This window comes from Paracraurococcus lichenis (genome assembly GCF_030657435.1).
Taxonomy (GTDB): domain Bacteria; phylum Pseudomonadota; class Alphaproteobacteria; order Acetobacterales; family Acetobacteraceae; genus Paracraurococcus; species Paracraurococcus lichenis.
In genome coordinates this window covers 51010-69774 of record NZ_JAUTWS010000016.1, presented here as the reverse complement: position 1 = coordinate 69774, position 18765 = coordinate 51010, and the positions used below count along the sequence as shown (strand labels likewise).

Annotated in this window: 20 protein-coding genes; 15 read left to right on the top strand and 5 right to left on the bottom strand. The window is 73.6% G+C overall.

What is annotated here, in order from left to right; translation table 11 throughout:
* Nucleotides 1–209: 209 nt before the first annotated feature.
* On the bottom strand, nt 210–872 hold the full coding sequence (locus Q7A36_RS17765; protein ID WP_305105067.1) for a diacylglycerol/lipid kinase family protein: 663 nt from the start codon (nt 870–872) through the stop codon (nt 210–212).
* A 251-nt stretch (nt 873–1123) separates the two neighbouring features.
* Here Q7A36_RS17765 and Q7A36_RS17760 point away from each other — a divergent pair, with 251 nt between their 5' ends.
* The 13 genes from Q7A36_RS17760 (at nt 1124) to Q7A36_RS17700 (ending at nt 12874) form a co-directional block, all read left to right on the top strand.
* Nucleotides 1124–1933 (top strand): UDP-2,3-diacylglucosamine diphosphatase, encoded by an 810-nt coding sequence (locus tag Q7A36_RS17760; protein WP_305105066.1) that lies wholly within the window; start codon nt 1124–1126, stop codon nt 1931–1933.
* A gap of 75 nt (nt 1934–2008) precedes the next feature.
* Complete coding sequence (locus Q7A36_RS17755; RefSeq protein WP_305105148.1) at nt 2009–3013, top strand: glycosyltransferase family 4 protein; 1005 nt, start codon at nt 2009–2011, stop codon at nt 3011–3013.
* 264 nt (nt 3014–3277) lie between these two features.
* Nucleotides 3278–4000: a lysophospholipid acyltransferase family protein gene (locus tag Q7A36_RS17750; RefSeq protein WP_305105065.1), complete on the top strand. Its 723-nt coding sequence runs from the start codon at nt 3278–3280 to the stop codon at nt 3998–4000.
* Between the two features lie 19 nt (nt 4001–4019).
* On the top strand, nt 4020–5381 hold the full coding sequence (locus Q7A36_RS17745) for a 3-deoxy-D-manno-octulosonic acid transferase (RefSeq protein WP_305105064.1): 1362 nt from the start codon (nt 4020–4022) through the stop codon (nt 5379–5381).
* A gap of 151 nt (nt 5382–5532) precedes the next feature.
* The gene (gene lpxK, locus Q7A36_RS17740) at nt 5533–6522 is read left to right on the top strand and encodes a tetraacyldisaccharide 4'-kinase (RefSeq protein ID WP_305105063.1); all 990 of its coding nucleotides are present in this window, start codon (nt 5533–5535) and stop codon (nt 6520–6522) included.
* A gap of 75 nt (nt 6523–6597) precedes the next feature.
* Nucleotides 6598–7467, top strand: coding sequence for a lysophospholipid acyltransferase family protein (locus tag Q7A36_RS17735; RefSeq protein WP_305105062.1), 870 nt, complete (start codon nt 6598–6600; stop codon nt 7465–7467).
* Between the two features lie 70 nt (nt 7468–7537).
* Nucleotides 7538–8107, top strand: a complete 570-nt coding sequence (locus Q7A36_RS17730) for a TetR/AcrR family transcriptional regulator (RefSeq protein WP_305105061.1) — start codon at nt 7538–7540, stop codon at nt 8105–8107.
* Nucleotides 8104–8328 carry a hypothetical protein gene (locus Q7A36_RS17725; protein WP_305105060.1) on the top strand — a complete coding sequence of 75 codons (225 nt, stop codon included), beginning with the start codon at nt 8104–8106 and terminating at the stop codon, nt 8326–8328. Before Q7A36_RS17730 ends, Q7A36_RS17725 begins: the two co-directional genes overlap by 4 nt.
* Complete coding sequence (locus tag Q7A36_RS17720) at nt 8325–9365, top strand: efflux RND transporter periplasmic adaptor subunit (RefSeq protein ID WP_305105059.1); 1041 nt, start codon at nt 8325–8327, stop codon at nt 9363–9365. Before Q7A36_RS17725 ends, Q7A36_RS17720 begins: the two co-directional genes overlap by 4 nt.
* On the top strand, nt 9362–10669 hold the full coding sequence (devC, locus tag Q7A36_RS17715) for an ABC transporter permease DevC (RefSeq protein WP_305105058.1): 1308 nt from the start codon (nt 9362–9364) through the stop codon (nt 10667–10669). The genes Q7A36_RS17720 and devC overlap by 4 nt, the downstream gene beginning before the upstream one ends.
* Nucleotides 10669–11067, top strand: a complete 399-nt coding sequence (locus Q7A36_RS17710) for a hypothetical protein (protein WP_305105057.1) — start codon at nt 10669–10671, stop codon at nt 11065–11067. Before devC ends, Q7A36_RS17710 begins: the two co-directional genes overlap by 1 nt.
* The gene (locus tag Q7A36_RS17705; RefSeq protein ID WP_305105056.1) at nt 11064–11768 is read left to right on the top strand and encodes an ATP-binding cassette domain-containing protein; all 705 of its coding nucleotides are present in this window, start codon (nt 11064–11066) and stop codon (nt 11766–11768) included. The genes Q7A36_RS17710 and Q7A36_RS17705 overlap by 4 nt, the downstream gene beginning before the upstream one ends.
* An 80-nt stretch (nt 11769–11848) precedes the next feature.
* On the top strand, nt 11849–12874 hold the full coding sequence (locus tag Q7A36_RS17700; RefSeq protein ID WP_305105055.1) for an amino acid ABC transporter substrate-binding protein: 1026 nt from the start codon (nt 11849–11851) through the stop codon (nt 12872–12874).
* Nucleotides 12875–12898: 24 nt separating this feature from the next.
* Here the strand turns inward: Q7A36_RS17700 and nikR are convergent, their stop codons facing one another.
* Complete coding sequence (nikR, locus tag Q7A36_RS17695; RefSeq protein WP_305105054.1) at nt 12899–13357, bottom strand: nickel-responsive transcriptional regulator NikR; 459 nt, start codon at nt 13355–13357, stop codon at nt 12899–12901.
* Between the two features lie 99 nt (nt 13358–13456).
* Between nikR and Q7A36_RS17690 the strand changes: the two genes are divergently transcribed.
* Nucleotides 13457–15481 carry a TonB-dependent receptor gene (locus Q7A36_RS17690; RefSeq protein WP_305105053.1) on the top strand — a complete coding sequence of 675 codons (2025 nt, stop codon included), beginning with the start codon at nt 13457–13459 and terminating at the stop codon, nt 15479–15481.
* 105 nt (nt 15482–15586) lie between these two features.
* On the opposite strand, the gene bdcA is transcribed toward Q7A36_RS17690, so the two are convergent.
* Nucleotides 15587–16300 carry an SDR family oxidoreductase gene (gene bdcA, locus Q7A36_RS17685; protein WP_305105052.1) on the bottom strand — a complete coding sequence of 238 codons (714 nt, stop codon included), beginning with the start codon at nt 16298–16300 and terminating at the stop codon, nt 15587–15589.
* A 75-nt stretch (nt 16301–16375) separates the two neighbouring features.
* Between bdcA and Q7A36_RS17680 the strand changes: the two genes are divergently transcribed.
* Complete coding sequence (locus Q7A36_RS17680; RefSeq protein WP_305105051.1) at nt 16376–16966, top strand: TetR/AcrR family transcriptional regulator; 591 nt, start codon at nt 16376–16378, stop codon at nt 16964–16966.
* A 134-nt stretch (nt 16967–17100) separates the two neighbouring features.
* Here Q7A36_RS17680 and Q7A36_RS17675 read toward each other — a convergent pair whose 3' ends face one another.
* Both Q7A36_RS17675 and Q7A36_RS17670 read right to left on the bottom strand, forming a co-directional pair.
* A complete protein-coding gene (locus Q7A36_RS17675; protein WP_305105050.1) occupies nt 17101–17853 on the bottom strand; it encodes an SDR family NAD(P)-dependent oxidoreductase in 753 nt (250 codons plus the stop codon).
* Nucleotides 17854–17904: 51 nt separating this feature from the next.
* The gene (locus Q7A36_RS17670) at nt 17905–18696 is read right to left on the bottom strand and encodes a M23 family metallopeptidase (RefSeq protein ID WP_305105049.1); all 792 of its coding nucleotides are present in this window, start codon (nt 18694–18696) and stop codon (nt 17905–17907) included.
* Between the last annotated feature and the right edge of the window lie 69 nt (nt 18697–18765).

Genomic DNA, 18765 nt, shown 5'->3' with positions numbered 1-18765 from the left:
TGTCCGATTCAACCTCGCCTCCGTGATCGTCACGCCGGGCGTGATCCCGGGTGTGGATGCGAGGCAGCCTAAGAACGCCAATGAAGGCGCAATAATCACCATGCCTGTGGTCGGAACCGCCTCAGTGCATTGTTACGGAATCCGGAAAAAACCTGTGAACTTCAGGTTGATGTTGGCTGTAATAAAGAAATCAACGCGATTTTTTCTCACTATCGGTGGTGGCGGAGGAGACCGGCAGCATCACCTGGAGCGGCCCGGACGCATCCTCGACCGTGACCGGCAGCGTCCCGGCCGGGTCGCCATCCGCCTGCACCGGCACCACGGCGCCGTGCAACTCGACCCGCCGGGCCCGGCGCAACTCGACCCCCGGCATGCCCGGCAGCAGGTCGAGCGGCAGCGCCGCGCCCGAGCCGCCGCTTCAGCCCGAGATCGAGCCGCGCCACCACCTGCGCATCGAAGCCGGCGCCGAGCATCTGGACGAAGAGCCGCTCCGTCCCGTCGCCGAAGCGGGCGAAGCCGGGCCGCAGCACCACCGGCCGGCCCTGCGCCAGCACCTCGGCCGCCGCCTCGGGCCGCGGCGGCAGGCCGAGTTCCCAGGCCAGCACGTTCGCCGTGCCGAAGGGCAGGATGCCGAGCCGCGCGGCACTGCCCGCGAGGCCGGCCGCCACCTCGGCGATCGTGCCGTCGCCGCCGGCCGCGACCACCAGCGGCTCCCCCTGTCCGGCCGCGATGCGGGCGAGGTCCGTCGCATGGCCGGGATGCAGCGTCTCCGCCACCCGCGCCAGGATCCCGGCCTCCGCCAGCCGGCGCAGCGCGCGGGCCAGTCGCCGCCTGCGCCGGGCGCCGGCGGCGGGGTTGAAGACGATCAGCATGCAGGCATCCCGGACAGCGGAGACGGGCGACCGCCGATCGTCGCCCCTTGCGTTACCACCTAGGGAAGTCTCGGCAACAGGTCCGCGTCGGCGCGATGGCAGTCGCATGACATCGCGGTCCTGCCCCGTGAGCGTCACGCAAGATTCATGACCAGCCCTGTCACCCTGCGTTACTGGCAGCGCGCGCAAGGCCGGCGACTCCCCGCCGCATCACCCGGGGGCGGAGGGGCCGGCGTCCGAAGGCAGGTGCGATGCAGACGACGCAGACGAAAAGGCACTACCGCACGATCTTCCTCTCGGACGTGCATCTCGGCACGCGGGGCTGCCGGGCGGATTTCCTGCTCGACTTCCTTCGGCGCAACGACTGCGACCGGCTCTTCCTGGTCGGCGACATCATCGATGGCTGGCGCCTGCGCAAGTCCTGGTACTGGACCGAGGAATTCGACGAGGTGCTGCGCAGCTTCGCCGGCATGGCCCGGCGCGGCGTGGAGGTGACCTACATCCCCGGCAACCACGACGAGATGTTCAGGGACTGGATCGGCCTCGGCCTGGAAGTCGCCGGGGTGAAGATGGCGCGCGAGGCTGTGCACGAGGGCGCCGATGGCCGCCGTTACCTCATCATGCATGGCGACGAGTTCGACGGCGTCATCCGCTACGCCAAGTTCCTCGCCCATCTCGGCGACTGGGCCTATGACTGGGCGCTGACGCTGAACCGCGTCTTCAACAGCCTGCGCCGCCGCCTCGGCTATCCCTACTGGTCGCTCAGCCAATGGCTGAAGCGCCAGGTGAAGGAGGCGGTGAAGGCCATCGACCGCTTCGAGGTGGCGCTGGCCGGCGAGGCGAAGCGCCGCGGCCTGGATGGTGTGGTCTGCGGCCATATCCACCATGCCGAGATGCGCACCGTGCAGGGCGTGCTCTACATGAACGACGGCGACTGGGTGGAGAGCTGCACCGCGCTGGTCGAGCATGCCGATGGCCGCTTCGAGCTGGTCGACTGGGCGCAGGAGAACCGCCTCTCCTTCTGGGACCGCGCGACGCGGCCCGCGGTCGCTGCGGCCTGAGCGCACGGATATCGGATGTACCTGGATCTGGAGGCCGCGCTGGACGGCGCGGTCACGGTGCTGCCTGATGCCGACATGCTCCGGCTGCTGATCGTCACCGATGCCTGGCACCCGCAGGTGAACGGCGTGGTGCGCACGCTGGCCACCATCGCCGGGACGCTCGAGGCGCAGGGCGACACGGTGGAGGTGATCGGCCCCGACCGCTTCCGCACCATGCCGATGCCGAGCTACCCGGAGATCCGCCTGGCGCTGCGGCCGCGGCCGGTGCTGCGGGCCCTGGTGGATGCCTTCCGGCCGACGGCGGTGCATATAGCCACCGAAGGCCCGCTCGGCTGGGCGATGCGGGCGCTCTGCCGCCGGCGGGGCTGGCCCTTCACCACCAGCTTCCACACCAAGTTCCCGGAATATCTGCAGGCCCGCACCGGCCTGCCGCCGCGCCTCGCCTGGGCGGTGCTGCGCCGCTTCCACGAGGCCGGGGCCGGCACCTTCGCCGCCACGCCCTCGCTCCGCGCGGAGCTTGCGGCGCGCGGCTTCACCAGGGTGCGGCCCTGGACGCGGGGCGTCGACCTCGCGCTCTTCCGCACCGGCAACCGCGACGAATGGCAGGACCTGCCGAAGCCGGTCTTCCTCTATGCCGGCCGCGTCGCGGTGGAGAAGAACATCGAGGCCTTCCTCGCCCTCGACCTGCCGGGATCCAAGGTGGTGGTCGGCGACGGGCCGCAGCGGGAGGAGCTGCAGAAGCGCTTCCCGTCGGCGCATTTCGCGGGCTGGCGGCAGGGGGAGGCGCTGGTGCGGGCCTATGCCGGCGCGGATGTCTTCGTCTTTCCCTCGCGGACCGACACCTTCGGCTTGGTGATCCTGGAGGCGATGGCCTGCGGCACCCCCGTGGCGGCCTATCCGGTGACCGGCCCGCTCGACGTCATCCCGGGCTCCGGCGCCGGGGTGCTGGACCAGGACCTCCGCCGCGCGGCGCTGGCGGCGCTCGATTGCGACCGCGCGGCCTGCCGGGCGCATGCGGAGCGCTATTCCTGGGAGGCCTGCGCCGCGAGCTTCCGGCGGCAGCTCGTGCCGATGGGCTGAGGCTCACCCCAGCTCGGCGATGCCGCCGGTCGCATCCACCAGCGCAATCCCGATGCCCGCCTGCGCGCAGCGGGGCGCCATCCTGTCCCTTCGTCGCTCGTCGAAGCCCGCCGGAAGCGGCCGGGAGCCCCGAGCAACTTCGTAGGATATTCCACAAGGTTCCGTCCTCGCCCGATGCCGCGGCCGGGGCTGGCCCCTGGAGGGGACGCTTCCGGCGCCCGCCCGCCCGTGCTACCCGCCCACCCTCGATATGCGCGCGCATCCATGTTCCGGCGGCTGATCCGCTCCGACGCCGCCCAGGGCCTCTTCGCCTGGCTGCTCGGCCTCTACCTCGCCGGCGTCTACCGCACCACGCGCTGGACCCTGGTGGGGGAGGCGAACCTGCGCGCCGCCCTCACCGACCCGGCCGGCGGCCACCGGCCGGTGATCGGCGCCTTCTGGCACGAGCGCCTGCCGATGATGCCCCGGCTCTGGCTGGAAGCGCTGCGCCGCGTGCCCGGCATGGCGGGGCGGCGGGGGCATGTCCTCGTCTCCCGCCATCGCGACGGCCGCTTCATCGGCGAGGTGGTGCGGCGCTTCCGGCTGGAGATGGTGCATGCCTCCACCAGCCGCGGCGGCGCCACCGGCATGCGCGTCCTGCTCCGGCTGCTCGCGGCCGGGGATACCATCGTCATCACCCCGGACGGCCCGCGCGGCCCGCGCCGGATCGCGGCGCCGGGCGTCGCGCAGCTTGCCGCCGTCTCCGGCCTGCCGGTGCTGCCCTGCGCCGCCCGCACCACCCGTGCCCGCCTGCTGCCGAGCTGGGACCGGATGGTCCTGCCGCTGCCCTTCGGCCAGGGCGTGCTGGTGGTCGGCCCGCCGCTCGCCGTGGAGCGCGACGACCCGCTCGCCGCCCTGCCGGCGATCGAGGCGGCGCTGACCGCGGCCTGCGACACGGCCGACCGCTGGGCGCTGGCGCCGGCCGCGACGCGCGCGGCCATGGCGTGACCGCCCCCGGACCGCCGGCATGAGCGCCGCCCTCGCCCTCTGGCGCCTCGCGGCCAAGGCCGCCGCCCCGCTGCTGCCGCTGCATCTCGGCCGCCGGGTCCGCCGCGGCAAGGAGGTGGCGGGGCGCCTCGGCGAGCGCCGCGGGGAGGGGGCGGCGCGCCCGCCCGGAAGGCTGCTCTGGCTGCATGCGGCGAGCGTCGGCGAGACCCTCTCGGTCATCCCGCTGCTCGAGGCGCTGGCGGCGCGCGCGCCCGACCTCACCATCCTGGTCACCACCGGCACGGTCACCGCCGCCGGGATGCTCGCGCAGCGCCTGCCGGATGCGCTGGGCGGGCGGCTGCTCCATCGCTTCGTGCCGCTCGACGTGCCGGCCTGGGTCGGCCGCTTCCTGGAGGGCTGGCGTCCCGACCTCGGCGTGATGGTCGAATCCGAGCTCTGGCCCAACATGATCGCGGCCGCCGCCGCGCAGGGCGTGCCGCTCGCGCTGGTCAATGCCCGCTTCAGCGCCCGCTCCGCCCGGCGCTGGCGGCTCGCCCCCGGGCTCGGCCGGCGGCTGATCGGCGCCTTCCGCCTGGTCACCGCGCAATCCGCCGCCGATGCCGCCCGGCTGCGGGCGCTCGGCGCCGGGGAGGTGCTGACCCTCGGCAACCTCAAGGACGCGGCGCCGCCGCTGCCGGCCGATGCCGCGGCGCTCGCCGCCCTGCGGCAGGCGATCGGCGGCCGGCCGGTCTTCCTTGCCGCCAGCACCCATCCCGGGGAGGAGGCGATCCTCGCCGCCGCCCACCCTTTGCTGGCGGCGGCGCATCCGGGGCTGCTGACCGTCATCGTCCCGCGCCATCCGGAGCGCGGCGCCGTCATCGCCGCCGACCTCGCCCCGCTGCCCACCGCCCGCCGCGCCGCCGGCGCGCTGCCCGGGCCGGGGACGGCGGTCTATGTCGCGGATACGCTGGGGGAGCTTGGCCTCTTCTACCGGCTGGCCCGGGTCTGCCTAGTCGGCGGCTCGCTCGTGCCGCATGGCGGGCAGAACCCGCGGGAGCCGGCGCGGCTCGGCTGCCCGATCCTGCTCGGGCCGCATTGCTGGAATTTCGAGGAGCCGGTGGCGCGGCTGCTGGCCGCCGGCGGGGCGCTCCGCGTGTCGCCCGACCCGGCGGCGCTGGCGGCGGCCGCCGGCGACGTGCTATCCGATGCTAACCGTGGACGAAGGATGGCCGAGGCCGCCGCCGCGGCCCTCGCGGCGGAGGCCGGCCTGCCGGACCGCCTCGCGGGGTTGCTGATCGGGCTCCTCCCCGGAGCCGGGCCGGGGGAGGGGGCTGCGATGCCCGCTCTCGCCGGACCGGCGGCAGCGCCGGGCCAGCCAACCGGATCAGGGAGCGGGCGTTGAGGACCGGGCTGCGACCCCGCAGCGGCATGCCGCGACCGGCATGGCGGGCGGGGCGGCGGCCCGGGGGCGAAGCCGCCGGGGTCCGGCCGCGCCGCAGCACGCGGCGGGGCAGGGGACCGGCACCTGGGATGCGAGGACCGGTCGAGGCCTGATGCGTGCCCCCGATTTCTGGACAGGAGACGGGCGTGGCGTGCTGCCCCTGCTCCTCTCGCCTGCCGCCGCGCTCTACGGCGCGGCGACGGCGCGCCGCATGCGGCGCCATGGCTGGGCCTCGCCGGTCCCGGTCATCTGCTGCGGCAATGCGACGGCCGGCGGCGCCGGCAAGACCACGGTCGCGCTCGACCTCGGGCAGCGCCTGGCGAACCGCGGCATCGCGGTGCATTTCCTGCTGCGCGGCTATGGCGGGCGGCTGAACGGCCCGGTGCGGGTCGACCCCGTCCGGCACGACAGCCAGGCGGTGGGCGACGAGGCGCTGCTGCTGGCCGCCGAGCGGCCGGCCTGGATTTCGGCCGACCGCGGCGCCGGCGCGCGGGCCGCCGTCGCGGGCGGGGCGCAGTGCCTCGTCATGGATGACGGGCTGCAGAACCCGACGGTGGAGAAGGACCTCTCGCTGCTGATCATCGACGGCACCTATGGCTTCGGCAATGGCCGCCTGATCCCCGCCGGGCCGCTGCGGGAGCGGCCGGAGGCCGCCGCCGCCCGCTGCCGCGCCGCGGTGCTGATCGGCGAGGACGAGACCGGCGCGCTGGCGCATCTGCCGCCGCGCTTCCCCGTGCTGCGCGCCAGCCTGCAGCCGGGGCCGGAGGCGGAGCTGCTGGCGGGCCAGCCGGTCTATGCCTTCTGCGGCATCGCCAATCCGCGGAAATTCTTCGCCACGCTGACCGAGGCCGGGGCGGTGCTGGCCGGGCGCATGCCCTTCGCCGACCACTACCCCTATGACGACAACGACCTGCGCGAGGTGCTGGCCGAGGCCGACCGCCTCCGCGCCATCCCGGTCACCACCCGCAAGGACTTCGTGCGCATCCCCGCTGCCTTCCGCAGCCGGGTGACCGTGGTGACGGTGCGGCTGGCCTGGGAGGAGCCGGCCTCGATCGAGGCGCTGCTCGAGCCGCTGGCGCAGCGCGTCCCGGTGCCGGCCTGACGCGATCCCCGGCGTGACACCCATGGTCCTGCGCGGCGGCGCATCGCCCGCCCTGCGGCCCGGCGCGGCCCGGGCATGAGGCGCTTCCAGTTCGCGCTGGAGCGGCTGGCGGTCCGGCTGGTCCTGGCGCTCGCCCGGGCGCTCGGGCCGGTCGGCGCCTCGGATGCCGGGGGATGGCTCGCCCGGCGGCTCGGGCCGCTGCTGCCGGTCTCCGGCGTCGCGCGGGGCAACTTGGCGCGCGCCCTGCCGGAGCTCGATGCCGCGGCGCGGGAGCGGGTGCTGCGGGAGATGTGGGAGAATCTCGGCCGCACCGTCGGGGAGCTTGCCCATCTGCCCGCCCTGGAATGGGAGATCGTCGGGGCGGAGCACCTCGCGCCCATTGCCGCGGCCGGCGGGCCGGCGATCATGCTCTCGGGCCATATCGGCAATTGGGAGGTGCTGCCGCCCGCCCTCGCGCGGCTCGGCATCCGCATGGGCAGCGTCTACCGCGCCGCCGACAACCCATTCGTCGATGCGCTGGTGAACGGCCTGCGCGCCGGGGCGGTGGCGGGCGAGCCGCTGCCGCTCTTCCCGAAGGGGTCGCAGGGGGCGCGGGCGGCGCTGAAATTCCTGGCGGGGGGCGGCGTGCTGGGCATGCTGGCCGACCAGAAGCTGAACGACGGCATCGCGGTGCCCTTCCTCGGCCGCCCCGCCATGACCGCGCCGGCGCCGGCGCAGCTCGCGCTGCGTTTCCGCTGCCCGGTCATCCCCGGGCGGGTGCAGCGCCTCGGCCCCTGCCGCTTCCGCCTAGTAGTGGACCCGCCCCTGCCGCTGCCCGACCTGCCCGACCGGCAAGCGGCGATCCGGGCGCTCACGCTCGCCATCAACGACCGCCTCTCCGCCTGGATCCGGGAGCGGCCGGCGGAGTGGCTCTGGCTGCACCGGCGCTGGCCGAAGCCGGGATAACGGAATCGTTTTGGAGCTTCTGTACCGGCCGGACGGTTGACAGACCGTCCAGCCGGTATAGTTCATGCCCATGTCCGATGGTTCCGCAACGAGCGACGCCCGCACCCGCATCCTCGATGCCGCCGAGGCGATCGTCCGCGCTCGCGGGGTCAGCGGCCTGACGCTGGAGGCGGCGGCGCGGCAGGCCGGCGTCTCCAAGGGCGGGCTGCTCTACCACTTCGCCTCCAAGGAGGCGCTGATCACCGGCCTGCTCGCCCGCATGGCCGACTGGATGCGGCAGGATTTCGAGGCGATGGTGGCGACCCAGGCCGAGGGTCCCGGCCGCGTCGCCCGTACCATGCTGGCCTGGGCCTTCGAACTGGCGCCCGAGGCGGTCAACGAACGCTGCGACCGCGCCGCCGCCGTCTTCCTCGCCGCCTTCCACCACGACCCCGCGCTGCTGGAGCCGATCCGCAGCGTGATCGCGGAGATGCGGCGGGCCGTCGTGGCGGACGGCCTGCCCCCTGGGCATGGTTTCGCCATCATGGCGGCCGGGGACGGCCTCTTCATGGCCAGGATCTTCGGCCTCTATCACCCGACCGAGCAGGAGCGTCACGACATGCATGCCGCCCTCTCCCGCTTGCTGGAGACAGGATCATGAGGCTCGCCACGGTGCTGGCCGGCACGGCCGCCGTCCTGCTGCTGGCCGGCGCCGCCGCCGCCGCCACCCAGGCGCATCCGGAGGCGCCGCGCCTGCTCGGCACGCTCGGCGTGCTGCTCGGCTGCGGCGACAGCTTCGACCAGGCGCTGCTGCTGCGCGACGCGCTGGACGAGGCGGAATTCGCCGCCGCCTTCGAGCCCTGGGCCGAAGCCGGCCCGTGAGCCGCCGCGCCATCCTGCTCGCGGTCCTGGCGCTGGGCGCGGCGGGGGCCGCGGCCCTGGCCTGGATGCGCGACGGGGTGGCCGACCGCGCGCCGGCACCCGCGCCTGCCCTGGCCGCGGCGCCGGTCGGCGTCGGCGCGCTCGGACGGGTCGAGCCGGCCTCGCGCATCCGCAAGCTGAACCAGCCCGGCGGCTTCAACGTCGCCCGGCTCGAGCGCCTGCTGGTCGCCGAGGGCGACCGGGTCGAGGCCGGGCAATTGCTCGCCGTCTTCGCCGATGCCGTGCAGCGCGATGCCGCCGTCGCGCAGGCCGAGGCGGAGGTGGCGCAGTCCCGCGCCTCGCTGACCCGCATCCGCGCCGCCGGCCGCGCAGAGGAGATCGAGGCGCAGCGCGCCCGCATCCAGGCGCTGCACGCCGCCGAGGCCAGCGCAAGGCGCGAGGCCGAGCGGGCCGAGGCGCTGCTGCCCTCGGGCGCCGGCAACGTCGCCGCCGCCGAGCGCAACCGCTTCGCCGCCAGCCGCGCCGCCGCCGAGCGCGCGGAGGCCCAGGCGACGCTGCAGCGCCTGCTGCGCCCGCGGCCGGAGGACCTGGCGGTGGCCGAGGCCGAGCTGCAGGCCGCCGAGGCGGGGCTGCTGAAGGCGCGCGCCGATGCCACGCTCTCGCGCGTCGTCGCGCCGATCGCCGGCACCATCCTCAAGGTCTATGCGCGGGCCGGCGACCAGGTCGGGACGGACGGGCTGCTCGACATGGCCGACCTCTCGGCGATCGACGTCGTCGCCGATGTCTTCGAGACCGACGTGCCGCGGCTGCGCCCCGGCGCGCCGGCCGAGGTGGTGGTGCCGGGCGAGCCGCGCCGCTACGCCGCGACGCTGCGCGAGATCGGCTGGCTGGTGCGCCGCACGACGCAGGCCAATACCGACCCGGTCGCGGCCGTCGATGCCCGCACGGTCGAGGTGCGCCTCACCCTCGGCGAGGAAGGGCGCGCGGTGCTCGAGCGCCGCAGCAACATGCAGGTGCAGGTCGCGATCCGGCCATGAACGCCCATAGCCGCAGCCTTCCCGCGCCGCCGCCGCCCGGCCTGCTGCCCTGGGCGCCGGAACTGACCGGCGATGACGCGCCGCCGCCGCCGCCGGCGTCCCCCGGGCCGGAGGCGCGCGCGCCGCGCCGCTTCCGCCCGGGCGAGGCGCTGTGGCTGCCCGCGCGGCTCGCCTGGCGGCAATTGCGGGCGGAGCGGGCGCGGCTCTTCTCCGCCATTGCCGGCGTCATGTTCGCCTGCGTGCTGGTCTTCATGCAGCTCGGCTTCCGCGCCGCGCTCTTCGACAGCGCGACCGCGCTGCTCGGCAGCTTCCGCGCCGACATCACCCTGATGCACCCGCTGACGACCGTGAGCTTCAAGCCGGAGACGCTGCCGCGCGTGCGCGTCTCCCAGGCGCTCGCCCTGCCCGAGGTCGCGCAGGCCGTGCCGGTGTATCTCGCGCCGGCGACTTGGCGGAACCCGGTGGACGGCACGCGCCGGCCGGTCCAGCTCATCGGCTTCGACCTGGAGGCGGGGGTGATGGACTTCCCCGGCCTCGCGCCGGTGGTCGAGGCGCTGAAGCGCCCCGATACGCTCGCCTTCGACCTGCGCTCGCGCCCCGAATTCGGGCCCGTCCCGAAGCTGCTGGCGGAGCGCGGGCCCTTCGAGGTGCAGGTCGGCAGCCGGCTGATGCAGGTGACCGGCCTGATCGAGATCGGCCCCTCCTTCGGCGCCGACGGCAACGTGGTGATGTCGGAGGTGAATTTCCGCCGCGTGGTGAAGGAGCGGCTGGCGAGCCAGGTGGACCTGGTCGCCATCCGCCTGGTGCCCGGCGCCGACCGCGCCCAGGCCGCGGCGCGGCTGCGCGCCATCCTGCCGCCCGATGTCCGCGTCTTCAACGGACGCGAGCTGGTGCAGCACGAGCGCGACTACTGGGAGACCGCGACGCCGATCGGCTTCATCTTCATGTTCGGCAGCATCATGGGGCTGATCGTCGGGATGGTGATCGTCTACCAGATCCTGTTCAGCGACATCGCCAGCCACCTCAAGGAATACGCCACGCTGAAGGCCATGGGATACTCGAACCTCTATCTCGGCCGTGCCGTGCTCTCGGCCGCGCTGATCCTGGCGGTGCTGGGCTTCCTGCCCGGCTTCGTCCTCTCCGCGCTGCTCTACGATTTCGTCGGCAAGGGCACCTTCCTGCCGCTGGCGATGGATGCCGGGCGCGCGCTAGGCGTCTTCGCCATGATCTTCACCATGTGCGCGGCGGCCGGCCTGCTGGCCATGCGCAAGCTGCGGGACGCCAACCCGGCGGACATGTTCTGATGCGCTTCCGGCTTTTCCTGCGTCGTATCAGGCGGACCGAGCTGCTGCTCGGCCTTGCCTGCGCCGCCGTCTTCGTGGCGCTGGCCGAGCCGCCCGCCCGGGTTCTGCTGCAGGGGGGCGAGATGGCGGGGGCGGCCTGGCTGCGCCTGCTCGGCCTTCTCGTGCTGGCGGCGGGCACCGGCCTCTGGCTCGCGGTGCGGCGCGCGCCGGTGCCGCCCGCCGCCGTGCTGCCGGTCCTCGGCATCGAGCTCGGCCTGGTCGGCGCCAGCCTCGCGCTGCTCGTCTGGCTCGGGCCGGCGCTCGGCCCGCCGGGGATGGCGGTGGTCGTGCTGGGACTGCTCGCGGTCGCGGCCGTGCTGGTGCGCGACGCCCTGCTCCGCCGGCCGGTCCCGGCGTGACCGCGCCGGTCGAGATCCACGGCCTGACCTATGCCTTCGGCGAGGGCGAGCTGCGCCGCCCCGTGCTGCGCGACATCGCGCTGGCCCTGCAGCCCGGCGAGATCGTGCTGCTCACCGGCCCCTCGGGCAGCGGCAAGACCACGCTGCTGACGCTGATCGGCGCGCTGCGCGCCATGCAGGAGGGGAGCTGCCGGGTCCTCGGGCAGGAGCTGATGGGCGCAGGCGAGGCGCAGCGCGTGGCGCTCCGCCGGCGCATCGGCTTCATCTTCCAGCAGCACAACCTGCTGGGCTACCTGACGGCGCGGCAGAACGTGGCGATGGCGCTGGAGCTGCATCCCGGCCTGACGGAGGCCGGGCGGCTCGAGCGCGCGACCGCGATGCTGGAGGCCGTCGGCCTCGGCGACCGCGGCGACAGCCGGCCGGCGCAGCTCTCCGGCGGGCAGCGGCAGCGCGTGGCGGTGGCACGGGCGCTGGCCGGCGATCCCGGCCTGATCCTGGCGGACGAGCCGACCGCGGCGCTCGACCGGCAATCGGGCGGGGAGGTGGTGCGGCTGCTGCGCGACCTCGCCCGGCGCCGCGGCGTGGCGATCCTGCTGGTCACGCACGACCCGCGCATCCTCGACCTCGCGGACCGCATCATCTCCATGGAGGATGGGCGGATCGTGCCCACGAAACAGGCAGGTGCCGTTCCGGCGCTGTAATTCGCCGCGCCGCGGCCGTTGACGGCCCACGAAGCACGCAGACAGCATCCCGGACCAATACCGAAAAGGGATCCGGGGGCATGCTGGGACGAGCCTTCCTTGCCGCGGCGGCGCTGGCCGGCGCGATCTTCACCGCCGGCGCCGCGCAGGCGCAGCAGACGCTGGACGCGATCAGGGCGCGCGGCCAGCTCGTCTGCGGCATCAATACCGGCATCGCCGGCTTCGCCCTGCCGGACAGCCGCGGCGTGTGGCAGGGCCTCGACGTCGATCTCTGCCGCGGCCTGGCGGTGGCGATCCTGAACGACGCGTCGAAGGTGCGCTTCGTGCCGCTGCCCTCCTCCTCGCGCTTCACCGCGCTCGGCTCGGGCGAGGTGGACGTGCTGTTCCGCACCTCGACGCAGACCATGCTGCGCGACACCACGCTCGGCCTCCGCCACGTCGTGACCTATTTCTACGACGGCCACGGCTTCATGGCGCGCAAGTCGATGGGCGTCGCCAAGGTGAGCGAGCTGCGCGACGCCACCATCTGCCTGATCCAGGGCACGACGAACGAGCAGGTGACGGCGGACTACTTCCGCACCATCAACACGCCCTTCAAGCCGCTGGTCTTCCAGCGGACGGACCAGGCGATGGAGGCGCTGCAGGCCGGCCGCTGCGATGCCTTCGGCACGGATGCCTCGCAACTCGCCGGGGCGCGGGCGACGCTGCCCGACCCGAAGGAATGGCTGATCTTCCCCGAGCGCTTCAGCAAGGAGCCCTACGGCGCCTATGTCCGGCGCGGCGACGACAACTGGCTCGATATCGTGCGCTGGTACACCTACGCCCTGATCGAGGCGGAGGAGCAGGGCGTGACCCAGGCCAATGTGGAGGAGATGCGGAAGACCTCCACCAACCCGAACACCCGCCGGCTGCTCGGCGTGACGCCGGAGCTCGGCGAGTCGGTCAGGCTGGACCGCTCCTGGGCCTTCAACGTCATCAAGGCCTTGGGCAATTACGGCGAGATGTACAACCGCACCATGGGCCCGGACACGCAGGTGGGCCTGCCGCGCGGGCCGAACGAGATCTGGACCAAGGGCGGCCTGCTCTACGCGCTGCCGCTGCGGTGAGCCGCCGCGGGGCGCCGGCCGGCATCACGCACGGATATGGCCATGGCGGTGCGTGCCGCCGCCATGGTCGTGCCGCCCCTCCTCGATCCGGGCCGGCACCACGTGCAGGGCGTGGTGGCGCACCCCGGTCTCGCTGGTGACGGCATCGGCGAAGCGGCGCACCGCGCCGGCCGGCCCGCGCAGCACCGCGACCTCGAGGCAGGTGTCGTGGTCGAGGTGCACATGCAGGCTGGCGATGCCGAGGTCGTGGTGCGCGTGGTGCGTGCCGGTCAGCCGCCGCGCCAGTTCCCGCGCCTCGTGGTCGTAGACATAGCTCAGCACCGCGACGCAGGGTGACGCCTCGGCCAGTGTCGCGGCGCGGTCCGTCTCCGCCCGCAACAGGTCGCGGATCGCCTCCGACCGGCTGGCATAGCCCTTCCGTTCCACCAGGGCGTCCACCGTCGCCAGCAGGTCGTCGTCGATGGTGATGGTGACGCGCTGCATCCGACCCCTCCCGCCCCACGCCCCAGAGTGGCCCGCCGCTTGCGCTCGCGGCAACGGGTGTGTGAGGATTTCGAAGAAAGATAAGAGGGAGCGCCCGGCGTGCGGTGGGGGTGGGGCATCGGTCTCGCGCTGGCGGGCGGCGTGGCGGCGGCGCAGGAGGCCGAGCTGCCCGAGGTGCTGGTTACCGCCCGGCCCGAACGCCCCGCCGCGGCCAGCGAGCGCAACATCCCGCGGGAGGAATTGACCGCCCGCCCGATCGGCAGGGTCGGCGAGGCGCTGGAGGCGGCGCCCGGCCTGGTCGTCACCCAGCACAGCGGCGAGGGGAAGGCGAACCAGTATTTCCTCCGCGGCTTCAATCTCGACCACGGCACCGACCTGGCGATCACCGTGGACGGCATGCCGGTCAACATGCGCACCCATGCGCATGGCCAGGGCTATGCCGACCTGAACTTCCTGATCCCGGAACTGCTGGGCGGCATGCGGGTGCGCAAGGGCCCCTATTTCGCCGACGAGGGCGACTTCGCCACCGCCGGCGCGCTGGGCCTCGACCTGGTGGGGACGCTGGAGCGGCCGGTGGTGCAGGCGACGGCCGGCAGCTTCGGCTACTGGCGTGGGCTGGCCGCCGGGTCCCGCGCGCTCGGCAACGGCACGCTGCTCGCGGCCGGCGAGGTCGCCACCTATGACGGGCCCTGGCGCCGCGGCGACGAGCTGACGCGGCTGAACGGCCTGCTGCGCTACAGCCAGGGCACGGCGCTCGACGGGTTCTCGCTGACCGGCATGGCCTATTCCGGCCGGTGGCACGCGACGGACCAAGTGCCGGCGCGCGCCGTCTCGGCCGGGATCATCGACCGCTTCGCTGCCGTCGACCCGACCGATGGCGGGCGGGCGCAGCGCTATAGCCTCTCAGGCGGCTACGCTACGACCGGTGACTGGGGCACCACGCGGGTCAGCGCCTATGCGATCCGCTCCACGCTCGACCTCTGGAACAACTTCACCTACTTCCTCGACGACCCCGAGAACGGCGACCAGTTCCACCAGCGCGACCGCCGCTGGGTGCTGGGCGGGGAGGTCTCGCACAGCATCCCCTGGACGCTGCTGGGGCGCGAGGCCGAGACGCGCTTCGGCGTGCAGACGCGGCATGACGACATCCGCCTCGGCCTCGACCGCACGCGGGCGCGGACCACGCTGTCCCCGGTGCGGGAGGACAGCGTCACCCAGGACAGCGTCGGGTTCTTCACCGATACGACGCTGCGCGCGACGGACCGGCTGCGGCTGACCGCCGGCCTCCGTGCGGACTGGATGGGCGGGCGGGTGCGCAGCGACCTCGCCGCCAATTCCGGCAGCGCCGGCGAATGGATCGCCAGCCCCAAGGCCGGGATCGTGCTCGGGCCCTGGTGGGCGACGGAGTTCTTCCTCAATGCCGGCAGCGGCTTCCACAGCAACGACCTGCGCGGCGCGACCATCCGCGTCGATCCGACGGATCCGCTGGTGCCGCTCTCCCGCGTGCCGCTGCTGGTGCGCGCGCGCGGCGCCGAGATCGGCGTGGCGACGCGCGCCATCGCGGGGCTGGACAGCCGCCTCGCCTTCTTCGTGCTCGAGCTCGGCTCGGAGATCGTCTTCCTCGGCGATGCCGGCACGACGGAGGCGAGCCGCGCGAGCCGCCGCATCGGCGTGGAATGGACCAACCGCTGGCAGGTGCGGCCCGAACTGGCCCTCGACCTGGACCTGGCCGCGACGCGGGCCCGCTTCACCCAGGACGACCCGGCGGGCAACCGCATCCCCGGCGCGCCCAACCTGGTGCTGGCCGCGGGCGCGACCTGGGACGAGGGCCTCGGCTGGTTCGGTGCGGCAAGGCTGCGGCTGTTCGGGCCGCGGCCGCTGACCGAGGACGGCAAGGAGACCTCGCGCAGCACGGCACTGGTCAATGCCCGCCTCGGCTACCGGTTCGAGCGCGGGATCACCCTGCAGCTCGATGCCTTCAACCTCTTCAACACCAAGGCGAGCCAGATCGACTATTTCTACACCTCGCGCCTGCCGGGCGAGCCGGCCGCGGGCGTCGCCGACCGGCATTTCCATCCGGTCGAGCCGCTGGCGGTGCGCGTCACGCTGGCGATGGCGCTGTAGCGCGACCGGCGCGGGGCCGGGCGGCCCGCGCCTCACCGTCCGAAGGAACGGCGTCGCCCCGGCATGACGCGCCATGCTCTGGCAGGGTTGGTGTGTCCCGCAGGATCAGGCGCCGAAGCCGCCGTCGATGGTGTGCATCGCGCCGGTGACGAAGCCTGCCTCCGGCCCTGCCAGCCAGGCCACCATCCCCGCCACCTCCTCCGGCCGGCCATACCGCTTGAAGGCCATGGACGGGTAGACGAGGTCCTTGAACGGTCCGTCCGCCGGGTTCATGTCGGTGTCGATCGGCCCGGGCTGCACGATGTTCACCGTGATCCCGCGCGGCCCGAAATCCCGCGCCAGCCCCCGCGCCATGCCCTGCAGCGCCGACTTGCTCATCGAATAGGCCGAGACGCCGGGGAAGGGGACGCGGTCGCCGTTGACGGAGCCGATGACGATGATCCGCCCACCCTCCGGCATCCGCCGCGCCGCCTCCACCGCCGCATGATAGGGCGCGGCCACGTTGATGCGGATCAGCCGGTCCACTGCGTCGGGGTCGATCTCCAGCGGGTCGCCGAAGACGACGACGCCGGCATTCACCACCAGCACGTCCAGCGGCCCGCTGTCGCGCACCCGCGCGATCACCGCATCCCGGTCGGCGCTGTCCGTCACCACGGCCGTGGCGCCGGTCTCGGCCGCCAGCCGCTCCGCGGCATCCTTCGAGCCGGCATAGGTGAAGGTCACCGCCGCGCCCTCGGCGGCGAAGCGCCGCACGGTCGCCGCCCCGATCCCCCGGCTGCCGCCGAGCACCAGAACGGACTTACCCTGAAAACCGGCCATCAGGCCCTCCTTGAGTTTCAACCTAGTGAGCGCTACATAAATCCCTCGCAGGCCTCGTCAAGGTATTTTATAGCAATGACTACAAATTTTCCGCGGCCCCGCGGCCGCCCCCGCCGATTCGATCTGGACCAGGCCGTCGCGATCGCCCAGCGCCTCTTCCATGCGCGCGGCTACGACGCCGTCAGCGTCGCCGACCTCACCGAGGCGATCGGCATCAACCCGCCCAGTTTCTATGCCGCCTTCGGCAGCAAGGCGGGGCTCTATGCCCGCATCCTCGGCCGCTACAGCGCCGGCGATGGCCTGCCCCTGGACGAGATCCTGCGGCCCGGCCGGCCGGTGGCGGAGGCGCTGGCCGAGGTGCTCGAGGAGTCCGCCCGCCGCTATGCCGCCGACCCGGCCGCCGCCGGCTGCCTTGCCATCGAGGGGGCGCGGTGCAACGACCCCGAGGCACGGCAGGCCGCCCGCGCCCTGACCGCCGCCGGCGCGGAAACCATCCGCCGCTTCGTCGCCGCCACCCATCCGGAGGCGGCGGAGCGGCTGGCCGACTACGTCGTCACGGTGATGACCGGCCTCTCCACCATGGCCCGGGAGGGGCACGGCCTGGATCGCCTGCTCGCCACCGCCCGCATCGCCGGCCTGGGCCTGGCCGCGGCGCTCCGCGCCTGAGCGCCGCATCGGCGGAGACGGCACGCGCCGCATGGCGGCGGCCGACTCGGAGAAAGGAAGGGTGGGGCTCGGGGAGGGAATGCCTTTCCCTCCCCGACCTCGCGTCAGGGGTCTTCGAAAGACCTGACCGGCCCTCAGATCCCGCCGCCATCCACCACGAAGCTCTGCGCCGTCACCATGCGGCTGTCATCGGCCGCCAGCCACAGCACCATGCGCGCAATGTCCGGCGCGTAAAGCTTCTCCTTCAGGCATTGCCGCTCCAGGTGCTTCGCCACCGCCTCCGGCGTCGCCCAGAGCTGTTCCTGCCGTTCGGTGAAGATCCAGCCGGGCACGACCACGTTGCAGCGGATGCCCTGCGGGCCCAGGTCCCGCGCCAGGCCGCGCGCCAGGCCATGCGCCGCCGACTTGGCCGCGGTGTAGGCCGGCATGCCGCCCTGCGACATCATCCAGGACACGCTGCCGAAGAAGATGATGGAGCCCTGGCGCCGTTCCTGCATCATCGGCGCCACCGCCTGGGTGCAGAAGAAGGCGTGGCGCAGGTTGGACTGGAAGCGCTCGTCCCAGTAGTCGGGCTCCACCGTCTCCCAGCCATGCCGGTCGTCGCGCGCGGCATTGTTGACCAGCACGGAAACGGGGCCGAGCTGCGCCTTCACCTGGGCGATGGCGGCGCGCAGCGCCGGGATGTCGCGCAGGTCGCAATGCACGAAGCTAGCGCCGGTCCGCCCCGCGACCTCCGGCCCGGCCCTGTCGTCGAAGTCGAGGAAGGCGACGCGCGACCCCTGCGCGGCGAAATGCTCGACCATGCTGGCGCCGATGCCGCTGGCGCCGCCGGTGATCAGCACCACGCGGTCCTTCAGGCTGGGGTAGCGGGCGAAAGCGTCGCTCATCGCGTCCTCCGGAGGTGTAGGGTTGTTCAACCGGCGCGGCAGGCCGGGGTTTCAGCCTGTGACCGGCGGCAGCACCGGTTGCGCGTCCAGCCAGGTCTGCAACCAGGACAGGCCGAAATGCAGGTGCGGGCCGGTGACGCGGCCCGTGGCGCCGATGGCGCCGATGCGCTGTCCCGCCGCGACCTTCTGCCCTTCCGTCACCTCCACCGCCGAGCAATGGGCGTAGAGCGTGTTCACGCCATGCCCGTGGTCCAGCACGATCAGGCGGCCGAAGAAGAAGAACTCCGCGGCGAGCGTGACGGTGCCGCCGCAGGCGGCCTGGATCGGCGTGCCGGTGGGGGCGGCGATGTCGAAGCCGAAATGGGGCTGCCGCGGCTCGCCGTTCAGGATGCGCTGGCTGCCGAAGACGCCGCTGACGCGGCCATGCGCGGGCAGCACGAAGCCCTCGGCGAAATGGGTCAGCGCGCTGTCGGTGCCGCGCACCGCGGCCAGGCGCTCGCGCTCGGCGGCGATGCGCCGCAGCGCCTCCGGGTCGGGCGTCACCTGCGCCGGGGGCAGGCCGGTGATGGACTGGACCGGCCACTGGCGCTTCGCCACGGCAAGGCGTTCCTGTCTCGGCGTGCCGCCGGGCGGGGTGACGGTCAGCACGGCCTCGGGCCCGTGGTCGCGGCCGAGGCCGAAGGCGTATTCGCCGCCGGGGCCGACGCGCAGTGGACGTCCGTCCAGCGCGAGGCGCGTGCCCGGCGCGACGCGGCCGACCACGAGCGCGCCCTGCTCATAGCCGTTGGCATGGGCGGGCAGGGCGGCCAGGCCGGCGAGCGCCAGCAGGCTGCGGCGTGGCAATGCGGGGGAAGGTATTCCCCCGCACCCCCATCTATTTCTCTGAGTCTGCAGGCTGAACTGTCGCGCCGA

Bases quoted from the DNA above. Each gene is read 5' to 3' on its own strand.
- Q7A36_RS17750 (WP_305105065.1), top strand. From the start codon at position 3,278: ATGTTCCGGCGGCTGATCCGCTCCGACGCCGCCCAGGGCCTCTTCGCC.
- Q7A36_RS17675 (WP_305105050.1), bottom strand. From the start codon at position 17,853: ATGAGCGACGCTTTCGCCCGCTACCCCAGCCTGAAGGACCGCGTGGTG.
- lpxK (WP_305105063.1), top strand. From the start codon at position 5,533: ATGCGTGCCCCCGATTTCTGGACAGGAGACGGGCGTGGCGTGCTGCCC.
- Q7A36_RS17680 (WP_305105051.1), top strand. From the start codon at position 16,376: ATGACTACAAATTTTCCGCGGCCCCGCGGCCGCCCCCGCCGATTCGAT.
- Q7A36_RS17745 (WP_305105064.1), top strand. From the start codon at position 4,020: ATGAGCGCCGCCCTCGCCCTCTGGCGCCTCGCGGCCAAGGCCGCCGCC.
- Q7A36_RS17755 (WP_305105148.1), top strand. From the start codon at position 2,009: ATGCTCCGGCTGCTGATCGTCACCGATGCCTGGCACCCGCAGGTGAAC.
- nikR (WP_305105054.1), bottom strand. From the start codon at position 13,357: ATGCAGCGCGTCACCATCACCATCGACGACGACCTGCTGGCGACGGTG.
- Q7A36_RS17725 (WP_305105060.1), top strand. From the start codon at position 8,104: ATGAGGCTCGCCACGGTGCTGGCCGGCACGGCCGCCGTCCTGCTGCTG.
- Q7A36_RS17760 (WP_305105066.1), top strand. From the start codon at position 1,124: ATGCAGACGACGCAGACGAAAAGGCACTACCGCACGATCTTCCTCTCG.
- Q7A36_RS17735 (WP_305105062.1), top strand. From the start codon at position 6,598: ATGAGGCGCTTCCAGTTCGCGCTGGAGCGGCTGGCGGTCCGGCTGGTC.
- Q7A36_RS17700 (WP_305105055.1), top strand. From the start codon at position 11,849: ATGCTGGGACGAGCCTTCCTTGCCGCGGCGGCGCTGGCCGGCGCGATC.
- Q7A36_RS17730 (WP_305105061.1), top strand. From the start codon at position 7,538: ATGTCCGATGGTTCCGCAACGAGCGACGCCCGCACCCGCATCCTCGAT.
- Q7A36_RS17710 (WP_305105057.1), top strand. From the start codon at position 10,669: ATGCGCTTCCGGCTTTTCCTGCGTCGTATCAGGCGGACCGAGCTGCTG.
- devC (WP_305105058.1), top strand. From the start codon at position 9,362: ATGAACGCCCATAGCCGCAGCCTTCCCGCGCCGCCGCCGCCCGGCCTG.
- Q7A36_RS17765 (WP_305105067.1), bottom strand. From the start codon at position 872: ATGCTGATCGTCTTCAACCCCGCCGCCGGCGCCCGGCGCAGGCGGCGA.
- bdcA (WP_305105052.1), bottom strand. From the start codon at position 16,300: ATGGCCGGTTTTCAGGGTAAGTCCGTTCTGGTGCTCGGCGGCAGCCGG.